General features: G+C 69.6%; 11 protein-coding genes and 1 other RNA gene. 1 reads left to right on the top strand and 11 read right to left on the bottom strand.

Annotated elements, in window-relative coordinates:
* From FV242_RS29320 to ssrA, 11 genes are all read right to left on the bottom strand, one after another.
* On the bottom strand, window positions 1-438 hold a 438-nt coding region (locus tag FV242_RS29320), incomplete at its 3' end, for a helix-turn-helix domain-containing protein (protein WP_368732203.1).
* A gap of 123 nt (window positions 439-561) precedes the next feature.
* Window positions 562-2,262: an AAA family ATPase gene (locus FV242_RS35865; protein WP_246692942.1), complete on the bottom strand. Its 1,701-nt coding sequence runs from the start codon at window positions 2,260-2,262 to the stop codon at window positions 562-564.
* A gap of 37 nt (window positions 2,263-2,299) precedes the next feature.
* On the bottom strand, window positions 2,300-2,713 hold the full coding sequence (locus FV242_RS29310) for a hypothetical protein (protein WP_210248972.1): 414 nt from the start codon (window positions 2,711-2,713) through the stop codon (window positions 2,300-2,302).
* 144 nt (window positions 2,714-2,857) lie between these two features.
* On the bottom strand, window positions 2,858-3,754 hold the full coding sequence (locus FV242_RS29305) for a hypothetical protein (protein WP_147941373.1): 897 nt from the start codon (window positions 3,752-3,754) through the stop codon (window positions 2,858-2,860).
* A 1,310-nt stretch (window positions 3,755-5,064) separates the two neighbouring features.
* A complete protein-coding gene (locus FV242_RS29300) occupies window positions 5,065-6,366 on the bottom strand; it encodes an LLM class flavin-dependent oxidoreductase (RefSeq protein WP_147941372.1) in 1,302 nt (433 codons plus the stop codon).
* Window positions 6,367-6,406: 40 nt separating this feature from the next.
* Window positions 6,407-7,741 carry an MmgE/PrpD family protein gene (locus tag FV242_RS29295; protein ID WP_147941371.1) on the bottom strand — a complete coding sequence of 445 codons (1,335 nt, stop codon included), beginning with the start codon at window positions 7,739-7,741 and terminating at the stop codon, window positions 6,407-6,409.
* Window positions 7,741-8,535 carry an amino acid ABC transporter ATP-binding protein gene (locus FV242_RS29290; protein WP_187278612.1) on the bottom strand — a complete coding sequence of 265 codons (795 nt, stop codon included), beginning with the start codon at window positions 8,533-8,535 and terminating at the stop codon, window positions 7,741-7,743. Before FV242_RS29290 ends, FV242_RS29295 begins: the two co-directional genes overlap by 1 nt.
* Before the next feature lie 17 nt (window positions 8,536-8,552).
* On the bottom strand, window positions 8,553-9,284 hold the full coding sequence (locus tag FV242_RS29285; protein WP_246692943.1) for an amino acid ABC transporter permease: 732 nt from the start codon (window positions 9,282-9,284) through the stop codon (window positions 8,553-8,555).
* 47 nt (window positions 9,285-9,331) lie between these two features.
* The gene (locus FV242_RS29280; RefSeq protein WP_147941368.1) at window positions 9,332-10,075 is read right to left on the bottom strand and encodes an amino acid ABC transporter permease; all 744 of its coding nucleotides are present in this window, start codon (window positions 10,073-10,075) and stop codon (window positions 9,332-9,334) included.
* A gap of 16 nt (window positions 10,076-10,091) precedes the next feature.
* On the bottom strand, window positions 10,092-10,904 hold the full coding sequence (locus FV242_RS29275; protein ID WP_147941375.1) for a transporter substrate-binding domain-containing protein: 813 nt from the start codon (window positions 10,902-10,904) through the stop codon (window positions 10,092-10,094).
* A 275-nt stretch (window positions 10,905-11,179) separates the two neighbouring features.
* Window positions 11,180-11,559, bottom strand: a transfer-messenger RNA (tmRNA) gene (gene ssrA, locus FV242_RS29270).
* Window positions 11,560-11,759: 200 nt separating this feature from the next.
* On the opposite strand from ssrA, the gene FV242_RS29265 reads away from it, so the two are divergent.
* Window positions 11,760-12,699: CHASE3 domain-containing protein (locus tag FV242_RS29265; protein ID WP_147941367.1), on the top strand; the 940-nt coding region annotated here is incomplete at its 3' end.

Here is a 12,699-nt window from a genome sequence, read left to right as displayed (position 1 = left end):
GATGGGCCCGCGTGAGTGGGTCATGGCCAAGGCGCAGTTCGCCGTCATCTTCGGCGAGCGCTTCACCCGGGCCATGGCGGCCTGATGTTCAACCCGCCGCTCACACACGGAATTTCCGATAGTCCCGCGATGCAGCGAGGATCGCGTCAGGTGCGGGATCGTCGGCTGCAAGCCGTAAAGGCAGTCGTCAAGCGGCAGCAGGGTGTGCCGGCGGAAAGCGACAATGATCGCTTCCTCCTCAACGGTGAGCACGGTGGAGCGCGGTTCCTTGGGTCCCATCCGGGCATCCGCTGTGCTCGTCCGTTTACGCCACTTCTGCACCGTCGTCGGACTAACGCCGTAGCGCTTGGCCAGCGACCTTACGCTCTCTTCACGTAGCTGGATCGCGCGACGGACTGCCTCCGTCGTGGTGGCGCTTCCATGGAGAACCTGGCCCATAGCGCATCCCTCGCAGCATGGTGGTCAACCGTACCACCACACCGCGGGATCAAACACCATCCAGTGAATCACACCCGATCCACACCGCCGGCCCCAAACGATTCAACCCGCAAGGGCCTGGCTCTAATGGCGCGTTAGGAGTGTCTCGCGCCTCGTCACCAGCGCCTCGACCAGCCGGAGCAGCCGCCGAATCGAGCCTCCCTGCCACCCTCGTCTGATCAGCGAGACGGCGTCACCGTCCAGGGTCGGCATGAAGGCGGGATTGAGGCCGCGATCAGAGGCGATCCGCTTGAGTACCGGGTCGAGAAGAGCCTCCAGATGCATCGCGCCGGGCGCAGGCATCTCCAGAACGCGCAGGCGATCGAGCAGCGGGCCGGGCAAATTATCGATGCTGTTGGACGTGGCAAGCCACGACACTTGGCTCAGGTCGACCTCGACCTGGAACGCCGGGTCCTGGTAGTTCCGGGCGGTCTCGGGCTCCAGCATCGGCAGCAATGCGTCCCACAGCCTGCCGTTGTCGGATCTGGTGGCGGCCTTTTCAAGCTCATCGATGAGCAGGCATGGATTGGCGCAGCTGGCCCTGGCCACGGCCATGACCGCGTGCGCCGGCTCGGACGTCGCCCAGCGGCGATCAAGCCCTCCGAGGGACGCCCCCGAATCCCGCGTCGCATCCACCCGCCAGAGCACCAAGCCGAGGTGATGGGCCACCCTAGTCGCGAAGCGACTCTTGCCGGCGCCGGGCGGTCCGACCAGGATCGTCGGGCGCAGGGTCGCATGCGTCCGTCCGACCAGATCGGCGAGCAGTCGATCGACGGTGACCTCGGCGTACGGAAATTCATACAGCAATGCGGCACGAACCGCCGCGAGATCCGGCACCGGGGCCAGCGGCAAGTGCTTGCCGATGATGTGCTCGTAGCCGCGGACGACCCCCTTGCTGCGATCGGTCCCCGTCTGCGGGATCGCCGGGACGACCAAGACGTGTCCCTCCGGTACGACCTCGGGTTTGAGGTCCGCATCCGGCATCGACGCCTCGATCCGCCCCGTGGTCGCCGTGTCGCGATGACGCGCCTCGCTGCGGGCCAGCGAGGCTTCGACGGCCTTCCGCTTGCGCCGCTCCCGCGTGGCCGCGCGCTCCGCGACCGGTAGCATCATACGATGTCCGACCGGCACGAGGGCGTGGACCAGCGGAACTTCGCTGGCGAACGGGTCATGGGCTCCGGCGGCCAGCACCGCCGCCGCAGCGGCGGCGTTGCTCGCTTCGCTCGAGAGCTCCAGTAGGGCATCGGCGAACGCATCGCCCCAAGCCGTCTGCAGGGCGGTCGCAAGATCGGTCGCGCCGATGACGTCGGTCTCGGCATCGGGCTCGGAAGCGCGGCCGAGCGAGAGGCGCGTCTGCGCCTCCGCGAGGCTGGCGAGTTGCAGGCTGAGGCTGGGTACGGCGTCGCGTTCGAGCCAGAGCGGCCGAGCGAGACGCGCCGCGGCTTCGCGATCATCGCCCCCACAGGAGAGCAGCATCACGATATCCGCGAGCGCGCGTGCCGCCGGCCGGTCGCGTTCGACCGCCCAAGCGTCGAGAAACAAGGTCAGGGCGCGTCGAGGGGCGATCCACCGGTGGTCATGCCACAGGGCCCCCCCCGACGCGGCGATCGCGTCGGTCCAGGCCGAGACCAGCGCCTCGGCCTCCGGGGCAAGAGTGGTGATCTCGACGGCGAGGCCGGTGCAGGCGTCCGGAATGCGCAGGTTCTGGTCGACGCAGGCGCGCAGGCGCCGCGGCAACATGGGCAGCAGCAGACGCCGCGCCGACTCGGGGTCGATCTGCAGCACCGCGGTTGTCGAGGAGAAAGTCATCCTTCGCCCCCCTTCAGCGGCCGAGGGCAGCGACGATGCGGTCGGGCCCGCGTCGAGAGGTGGAGCACCAAGCCCTGGCGAGCCATAAGGCCCCGAGGTCGGCCCAACGCCGAGCCCGCCGTCCGAGAACGTGGACAAGCAGTTCGATGGATGCGGCGTCCTCGAGTGCGGCGCACAGAAGGATCGCCGACATGGCCCGATCCAGGCGCCCCGGCAGGACCGTGGCTCCGGCGAGCGCGTTCAACGCGACACCGAGCGCTGCGGCCGGATCGGCCCGGCAGGCCGCGTCCCAGTTGGGCGAGGGCAGGGGCGGCGCATCGAGCAGAGCGGCCCGGAGACGAAGCTGCGTGTCCGGGTCGAGCGCCGTGGGTGCGAGGAGGCGCCACCACGTCAGAGGCGACGTCCGAAGCGCGGGCTCGGCGGACATACGCGGCCGGCCGGCATCGGGGTGGGAAGCGGGATTCATGAAGGCAAACCTGGAGAGCGCACCGGCGCGCAGGCGCGCGGCACGGCGATGAACGGAGAGGCTGGAAGTCGCGCCGGGCCTTCCGCCCGGCGCCAACGGGTGTGGTCAGAGCGAGGGCAACTCGGAGCGACGAGGGAGTGCGGCGCCCTCGCCGATGCCGAGGCTCGCCAGCGCGACCGTGAGAAGGTCCGGGACGGCGGCGCGCAGGCGGCGCTGAAGCACCGCGGTGACGGCCTCGACCGCGGCCGTCACCGGCACCGCGAACAAGCGGTCGATCTCGGGGCCCGAGACCGTCAGGTCATCGCCGTAACCGGCACGTCCGTAGATATCGATCAGCACCGCGCGCGCCGACGCGACCTCGAAGCCGAGGCTCGCCAGAAAGGCCCGCCCCTGGACCTGGGCACAGCGTAGAGTCCACTCGACCTGATGAATCTTCCTGGCCTCGTTCTTGCCGGAACCACGTTTGACCTCGGCGATGATGGCACGGCTTTCGTGCCGATCGACCACGATGAGGTCGAGGAACACGGTCTGGGCCACGGCTCCGGAGATCGCGATCGACATGTCGCCGAGCTGCGCGAGGGTGCTCGCGCGCACCAACTCCTGGGTGGGCGTCGTGATCGGCATCGCGACACCCCTCAGGACGATGTAGCGACCGCTGCGCTCCAGGACGTCCGTCATAGACATCTCGATCAGGCCACCGTGGCGCTTGACCACGGAGGCCAAAACCGAACCGAGCTGCGACAGGCCGGGCCCGAGCAGAGGATCGGGGACGAAGGTCGCCTTGAGTGCGCCGTCGACCGCCGCCTCGGCGGCGGCGAGGAGCTCGCTCCCGCACGCCTGAGGGATCACGGCGTGGGTGAAGGAGCAGCCGACTGCAGCGGCGCTGCCGAGCGGGACGGTGACGCGTGCATGATGTTGCGGACTGGCGGCGGGCTGGCCGCGCGCAGACGTCCGGTGCCGGACGCCGCGGTGGGCGGCCGGGTGGGAAACGACGATGGGCATACGGGGAGGTCCGTCCAGGTGACACCCGCCAGCGGCCGCCCGCCGCGATGCGGCAGGACGACAAGCAGGTTCGTGCCGTGGCCGCTGCCACCGGCATCGATCGGGCATCGGGATTGCAGGAAAGCGAGGTGACGCGCGTCCGCACCGGGTGGGTGCGCGGGCGAGCCTCAGGCGATCATGCGCTTTGCCGGAAAGGACCTGGCGCGCCGCTCGTATTTCGTGCCGTGGGGCGGTTTCACGGACGCGACAACGTCGGTAGTGAAGGTCTCAGCCATGGGTCTGTATCCTTTGCCGATACGGATCGTGGTCAGGCCGGCGCAGGTGCTGCTAACACCAGTGTCGGCCGCCCCCTGCTAAAGGGCGGCGTGGCACATGCGACGGATCAGCCACTCGTGAACCTGGCCTGGTCGGAAGCCTTTGGGAAGCGCCGATTTGGAGAAATTTCCGGCCAAACATGCCGTTCCCTGTGGGAGCGTTAACGGAAGCCTGGCCGCATCCGAATTCAGACCGTCCCTCTACGTGCGTGCCCACGCGTCTTCCTACAGCATCGGTCGCACGGCCGGTCGGATCGATCACCGTAGCGTACCGGCTGTCCGAGCGCTCCGCGGAGCAGCTTCCGATCGCAAGATGACGACGGTGGACGGATAGCGGCCGATTCGCCGCCCTCGCCGGTTGCCAACTGAGCGAGATCGTGAGGCTGAGGAGGTCCCAGTTCGACAGCGCACAGCCATGCTGTCGGCTCGAGGGACGAAAGGATGGCACCCTGGTCCGGCGGGTCCGGCAAATCGAAGTAGCTGTGCTTCCGATTCTCGAGGGCCGCGCGCGGATCCGGGTTCGATCAAACTTCTGCCGATGGCCAGCGGAGAGCAGGGACCGTTCATCAGCCTCGACGACGCCCTGACGCGCGTCGTCGGCCCAACTGGGCTGGGTCGCGTCTCGGTGCGCATTGTCCAGCATTTGCTCGCCTCGACCGCCGGCGAACGTGACGGACATGGCGCCGCGATCGGCGCGATGCTGGGTTGGGCGAGATCCGGCGTCCCCCGGGAATATATCCGGGCCTGTCGCCGGCAATGACGTCGGTTGCAGGCTCCGCACGTGCGCGAGAGCGGCAGCCGACGTTCGTCTCCGACCGGCGTCGCCGGTCCGGCACCGGGGGGGTTGCTCGCGCGCAGAGACGGTGATGGACCTGCACCACAGTCGATATCGCGGGCTGACTAAGACTTGCCTCCAACGCCGACTGACGGCGACAGCCATCAACGACGTTCGGCTCGCGGCCCGGGTCGAGGACGCGCCCGCCGCTGGAACCGGATTTACTGCGGCTCCGGCCTCGACAGGCCGAGATGCCCGCGCAGGGTGGTTCCCGTGTACTCCGTCCGGAACAGGCCGCGCTCTTGGAGCAGCGGAACGACCTCTCGGACGAAATCGCTCAGCCCCTCGGGGAAGAAGGGCGGCATCACGTTGAAGCCGTCCGCGGCCCCACCCTCGAACCAAGCCTGCATGCGGTCGGCGACGTCCGTCGCCGTGCCGACGATCATGTGGTGGCCGCGCCCCGCTGCCACCCGCAGGGCGAGCTGGCGTATGGTCAACCGCTCCCGGCGGGCCAGCCCGGTGAGGAGTTCGGCGCGGCTGCGCAGCTGATCCGAGATCGGGAGGTCCGGGAGCGGCCCGTCCAAATCGTAGGTTGCCAGCGAATGGCCGAGACGCTCTTCCAACAGCGGCATCGCCTTGGCGATCTCCGTCCACCGATCGAGTTCGATCAGCTTCGCGCTCGCCTCCTCCAGCGTCCGACCGATGACCGGGAGGATACCCGGCATGACCGCCACGGTCGCGGGATCGCGGCCGAAGCCGGCGACGCGCTGCCGGAGGCTGGCGTAGAATGTCTGCGCCTCCTCGATGGTCTGCTGGGCGGTGAACACCACGTCGGCCCTGCGGGCGGCGAGATCCTGGCCCGGACCGGACGAACCGGCCTGGATCAGGATCGGGTGGCCTTGCGGCGAACGTGGGATGTTGAGCGGGCCCTTGGTACGGAAGTAGCGGCCGACATGGTCGAGCACCCGCACCTTCGCGGGATCGGCGTAGATGCCGCGTGCCTTGTCCTTCACGAAGGCGTCGTCGTCCCAGCTGTCCCAGAGGCCGCAGACCACGTCGACGAACTCCTCGGCGACGGCGTAGCGCTCGTCATGCGCGGGATGGTCCTTCGAGAAGTTGTCGGCGGTGCGCGCGTAGGAGGTGGTGACGACGTTCCACGCCGCCCGTCCGCCGCTCAAATGATCGAGCGACGCGAAGGCGCGGGCGGTGTGATACGGCTCGCCGTAGGTGGTCGAGGAGGTCGCCGCGAGGCCGATGCGGCTCGTCACCATCGCCAGGGCGCTCAACAGCGTCAGCGGCTCGAAGCGCGCGATCATCGACGGATGCGCGTCCACCGCGCTGGTAAGGCCGTCCGCGAGGAACACCATGTCGAACTTGGCGTCCTCGGCCATCTGCGTCACCCGGCGCAGGAGGTCGAAATTCTCGCTGCCGGCCTCGGCGCGCGGGTGGCGCCAGCCGGAGACGTGATGGCCGGCTCCCTGCAGGAACAGGCCGAGATGCATCTGTCGCGGGGTCGTCGTCATAGGCGGGCTCACGGATGCGGTTCGGGGGCGGCCAGGATGCTCACGGCTGCAGCCGTCGCGCGAGAAGGCCGAGGAGGCGGGCGAGATCGTTTCCGTCGTGCATGGTGCGCACGAGGTCGGGCACCGGACGCAAGGCCTCCGAACCGGCGGTCGCGTCCCGGAACTTGTCGTCGGGATCGGTGAGCCCGGGCAGGCCGTCGATGCGCCGGCAATTCGTGCGGCCCGCGGGGTCCGTGATCTCCACCACGACGAAGCGCGTGCTCGGGTCTGAGGAAAGGCGGCGGGCGGACGGATCGTGCCGGCGCTCGACCCGCGCCGCCAGCGCCGCGAGGTCGGGGCGGACCGGACGCGCGTCGAAATGGTCGATCCGGACCGCCCCGTCCACCAGGGCCGCGGCCAGGATGTATTCCGGGCTGAACCGTGCCTCGATGCCGGTGCGCGGCGTCCGGACCACCAGGGCCGCGTCGCCCCCCGGCGGGAAGGTGATCGTCGCCCCCGCCAGGTCGCGGATCCCCTCGCGGTGGAAGGCGAGGCCGGCCACTGCCACGGGGTGGGCCGCCGTGCAGCAGGGGAACGCCTTGAGGGTCAGGCCGGGGCGGACGATCTGCCAGGGGGCGCCCCAATCTTCCAGCAGCCGCTCGGGCGCCGCCTCGCCGAAGCCGTAGGCCTGCAGGAACCCGTTCGCGCCATCGAGGCCGTCGTCGGCGCCGGACAGGCCGGCCTCGGCCAGGAGGGCCGCCGCCAGGCCGTTGCGGGCGGCGAGCCCGGCATGGAGTGGCTTCGCGTCGGATCCGAATTGCAGCCGCAGCCCGGCGGCCTGCGTCGCGGCGAGACCGAGGGCGATCGCGGTCGTCCCGGCGGTGAAGCCGCGCAGATGCGCGATCGCGGCCGCCGCACCGAGGGGACCGAGGGTGGCGGTGGCGTGGAAGCCGCGCTCGTAATGGGCAGGGCCGATCGCGCGCCCGAGATGCGCCATCGTCTCCAGCCCGACCAGGTAGGCGGCCAGGAACGCGACCGCGGTGGGGAGCGCGTCCGGGTCGAGGGTGGCGAGCAGCGCCGGGACGATCACGGTGGTCGGATGGCCGCGCACGCTGGCTTGCACGTCGTCGTAATCGAGCACGTGGCCCGCATGGCCGTTGAGGAGGGCAGCGAGGAACGGGTCGGCCGGCTGCCCGGAGCCGATCACCAGGGCACGACCGGGCGCATCGCCGAAGACGCCGCGCAACGTCGCGAGCGACGGGTCGGTGCTGCCCGCCAGCGCGCAGGCCAGGAAGTCCACCAGCGCGACCCGCGCCGCCATCATGGCGGCCGGATCGGCGTCCGGGCGGGCGGCGACGATCGCCTCCGCGAGGGCGGCGGTGCGCGGGTTCGGCATCAGATCCCCTCCCGGTCCTGCACGGCGTCCCGGTAGCCCTGGAAGCCGCCGATGAACTGGCGGATGCGCGGATTGCCGGACCGATAGAACAGCTCGGCCGGCGGCGCCTGCGCGACGATCCGGCCGTTCTCGGTGAACGCGATCGTGTCGCTGATCTCCTCGGCGAAGCGCATCTCGTGGGTGACGAGGATGCTGGTCAGCCCGTCGCGGACCAGCTCCCGGATGACGGCGAGCACCTCGCCGACCATCTCGGGATCCAGGGCGGAGGTGACCTCGTCGAACAGGACGAGGTCCGGCCGCATGGCCAGCGCCCGCGCGATGGCGACGCGCTGCTGCTGGCCGCCGGACAATGCGCCCGGATAGGCCGCGACCTTGTCGGCGAGGCGGACCCGGGCGAGCAGGTCGCGGGCCAGGGCCTCGGCCTCGGCCCGCGGCACGTTGAGGATGCGGGTTGGCGCGATGGTGATGTTCTCCAGCACGGTGAGGTGCGGGAACAGGTTGTATTGCTGGAACACGATGCCGATGCGCTTGCGCAGGGCGATCCGCTCGGCCTCGGTGCGCAGGGTGTCGACCCGGGTGCCGGCCACCGTGATCCGGCCCGCCTGCGGCTGGGCGAGCCCGTTGATGCAGCGCAGGATCGTGGACTTGCCCGATCCGGACGGTCCGATGATCGAGACCGCATCCCCCTTCGCCACCGTGAGATCGATGCCCTTGAGCACTTCGGCCGCCCCGAAGGACAGGTGGACGTCCTGAAGCTCGACGAGGATCGGCCGGGGGGTGGAATCCTGTGCCATGGGGCGGTGATCGACTTTCATCGCGGGGCGAGGCGGCGTTCGAGGCGCCGCGTCAGGCGCGAGATCGGGAAGCAGAAGAGGAAGAAGGCGGCGAGCACCGTGAGGTAGACCGCGATGGTGAAGTCGTCGCGGCGCACCGCCGTGCTCGCGTCGGTGGCCGCGTGCAGCAGCTCGTGGACGCCGACCAGGGAGGCCAGCGCCGTGCTCATGGTGATCGAGGCGTAGAGGTTCATCCAGGGCGGCAGCGCCCGGCGCAGGCACTGGGGCAGGATGATCCAGCGCAGGGTTTGCCCGCGGGACATGCCGACGCCCTTGGCGGCGTCCCACTGCGTGGTCGGGACCGACTGGATCGCCCCGCGGACGATCTCGGCCACGTAGGCGCTCGCCGGGATCGCGAGCCCGAACACCGCCTTCAGCCAGTCGGGAAAGGGCAGGTAGTTGCCAGCCACCACGATCTCGAATGGGAAGATGTAGGCGGTGGCGAAGATCAGCACGAGGTGCGGCGCGTTGCGGAAGACTTGCACGTAGGCCACCGCCGGGGCTCGCACGAGCCGCGAGGCCGACAGCTCCATCGCCCCCAGCATGACGCCCGCGAGCGTGCCCGCGCCCATGGCGAGCACGCTGATCAGGATGTTCATGGCGAAGCCCGAGGCGAGATAGGGCAGCCAGTCGAGCAGGTCGCGGGCGAGCCGCGCGTCGAGCACGAACCACAGGAGGAAGCCGGCGGCGGCGAGACCGAGCCATGCCAGGGCCGGACCGAGGGTGGCGCGGCTTCGCGCGGGGAGCGCGGCGGTGCTCACACGCCGTAGCCCGGGACGGCGAGGCGACGCTCCACGTACCGGCCGACCTGCGACAGCACCGTGTTGATCAGGCCGAAGAACAGCAGGATCACGATCATCAGTTCGAGGACGTTGTCGCGCTGCGTCCAGATCATGATCGACGCATAGGTGACCTCGCCCACCGCGATCGCCGACCCGATTGTCGTCAGCTTCACAAGGTTGACGAGGTTGTTCACGATGGCCGGCATCGCCGTGCGCAGGGCGAGGGGAAGCGTCACGAAGCGCAGGACCTCGAAGGCGGAGAAGCCGATGGCATGCGCCGTCTCCACCATGGCTGCCGGCACGGCCTCGATCCCGCCGCGCAAAGCTTCGGCGTGGAAGGCGGCGACGTGGAGCCCGGTGACTGCGACCACCCAGAAGAACGGCGTGAACGGGTTGTGGGCCGCGCCGCCGAGCGCCTTCGACAGCAGCATGTTGAGCGCGAAGAACGCGAACATGAGCTGGACGAGGGTCGGGGTGTTGCGGGTGAGCTCGACATAGGCCCGCACCGGGCCGGCGAGCCAGGGCCGGCCCGAGGTCAGGGCCGCCGCGAAGGCCACGCCGGCCGCAAGGCTCAGCGGGATTGCCAGGAGCACGAGCAGGAGCGTGGTGCCCATGCCGGCGATCCAGGGCCGGACCTCGGACGCGCTGAGGAGGAAGTCGTAGTGCAGGCCGACCTCGCCCGCGAGGGCGATGAAGGTCCGGACGGCTTGGTCGATCATGCCGGCAGCGACGCGGTTACGGCTTGGCGGGCGCGGCGTATCTGCGCCGTGCCTCCTCCAGGAAGGTCGGATCGACCAGACGGTTGGCCTTGGCCATCTCCAGCATCGCACCCGAGGCATGGAGATCGCGCACCGCCGCGTCGAGCGCCGCGCCGGTGTCGCGCTCGCCCTTGCGCAGCCAGATCACCGAATCGGCCGGCTCCAGCTCCGTCGGGATGACGATGGCGAAGTCCTTCCACTCGTTCGGGCGGTCGGCGAGCAGCAGCTTGATCGTCGGCGCCACGTGGACGGCGACGACGCAATTGCCGCCCTGGAGCGCGAGCATCGATTCCGGCTGGCTCGGGATGCCCTTCACCTCGGCGCCGTAGGTGTCGGCCAGGGGCTGCGCGTAGTTCGAGCCCTGCGAGATGCAGACCGGCTTGCCCTTCAGGTCCGCCCAGTCCTTGATCCCGCTGTCCTTACGGCCGAGCGCGGCACCGCCGGCTCGGTCATACGGGGTCTGCACGTGATCCATGATCTTCGCGCGATCCTCGGTGAACTGCATGTTGGCGATCAGGACGTCGACCTTGCCCTGCTGCAGGAACTGCACGCGGTTGGGCGGCGTGACGGTGACGAGCTCGACCTTCACGCCGAGCTTCTCGGCCAGCGCCTTCGCCAGGTCGATATTGAAGCCCTTCTCGGCCCGGCTCTGCGGATCGATGTAGCCGAAGGGCGCACCCGACAGGATGATGCCGACCGTGAACTTCTGCCGCCCCTTGATCCGGTCGAGCGTCGCGTCCGCCTGGGCCGTCTGGCTCGTGACCGTGCCGAGGGAGACCAAGGCGAGCATGCCGAGACAGGATTTCAACGACGATGTGCGCGCCATGACGGCTCCGGTGTAATGCGCGAGGCGGGCCCATCCTTACGGGGGACGTGGACGCGCGAAAAGCCGGAATGCGCCGCGGCGCCGAAGTCTCGCCCAGGCTGAGGAAGAGTCTGCACCGCTGCCGGTCAAGGCGCGATCCGAGCGTCCGGACGTGCATCGACCGCCCACGGCTTGGCCACTGAGCGTCGTCGATCATCGCGATGAAGGAAAAAGGTGGGCCCCGGGGCCGAAGCCCCGGGTTCTGTTTCTACGGCTGCCCTGCCGCAAGATGCTTACGCCGCGAGGCGGGCATCCATGACAACGTTATCGTTGGCATTTAGAGTTTTGGTCAGGTGCCCGGAACAGGAGTTGCCTGCGCCGAACCGGTCGAGTCCTTACCGAAGATCGCATCTTATCCTGCCGAAACAGGGTAGAACTCGCGGTCCCTTTACCGTCCAGTCGAACCTAACTTCGCCCCCAGCAGAAACACCCTGGCCGCAATCGACGCCCGTTAAGGGCCGTCTGCGCTGCCCCGTGAAAATCACCGGGCAGGATGTTTTTGGTGGAGGCGCCGGGTACCGCCCCCGGGTCCTGAAACGTTATTATGAACCGGTCATCAACCTCGCGGACATCCTACCGCGTACGCGCCGGAAGGTCCACTGGTTCGTGGCGGCATCGCAGACCGCCGTACCGTCATGCGGAGGGCGCCGGCCCGGAAGGGCGGCGCGCTGTCGCCGCCGGTCGCTCGCACCGGCGGGGTTTGGGCGTTATGGGCTTACCCGCCATCGATAGCCGCGGCCGCGCGCGGCCGTCCGCAAATCCAGGCAGGGAAAGTCGAGCATGCCGAACACGTTGGGCCTCAACCGCACCCTAGGCGGCGCCATCGGCGTCATCGCGCTGGTCTCGGTGCTCAGCAGTGGGGCGGTCCTGGTCACCCGCGGGCAGCTGCAGGACGCCAACGACGTCCTCGACCGGTCGAACCAGACGATCCGCGGCCTCGACGCGTTCCGCAACGCCATGCTCAACCAGGAGACGGGGCTGCGCGGCTACCTGATCACCGGACTGGATGGCAGCCTCGAACCCTACCGGCAGGGACGGCCGGCCCTGGACGCGGCGATCAACCGCCTCGGCCTCCTGATCGGCACCGACGCGACGGCGTCGCGGCTTCTGGCCGATGCCGCCACGGCGGCGCGCACTTGGCAGACCGAGATCAGCGAGGCGGCGATCAAGGGCGCAGCCGACCCGGCGACCCGGCCCGAGGCGATCCGCATCGAGGCCGAGGGCGCGGGCAAGCAGCTGTTCGACACCCTGCGGTCCAAGCTGGGCGCCATCGAGACCGCCGAGGAAGCCCGCCGGGTCGCCTTGAAGCTGCGCGTCGCCCGGGCCGAGCGCAACGAGAGCCTCGCCCTGTGGGGCGGCACCCTGATCACGCTCCTGATCTGCGCCGGGATCGGGCTTGCCATCAACCGCCTGATCGTCCGGCCCCTCGGGGCCGTGTTGGGCTTCGTCGAACGGGTCGGCGCGGGCGATTTGTCCGGCCGGCTGCGCTCCGGCGGGCGTGACGAGATCGCGCGCCTGGGGCGGACCCTGAACGCGATGGTGGACAACCTGTCGGACCTCGCCCGCACGAGCCGGGCGGCCACCGCCGACCTCAACGCCGCCGCGGCCGAGATCCGCGCCTCGGCGCAGCAGCAGGCGGCGTCGGTCGAGGAGCAGTTCGCGGCCGTGCAGGAGACTGCGGCCACGGTGGACGAGATCACCCATTCCGGCGCCCAGATCG

The sequence above is a fragment of the Methylobacterium sp. WL64 genome, from assembly GCF_008039945.1.
Lineage (GTDB): Bacteria > Pseudomonadota > Alphaproteobacteria > Rhizobiales > Beijerinckiaceae > Methylobacterium.
The sequence above is the reverse complement of the archived record's forward strand: the minus strand, read 5'-3'. Positions and strand labels throughout refer to the sequence as shown.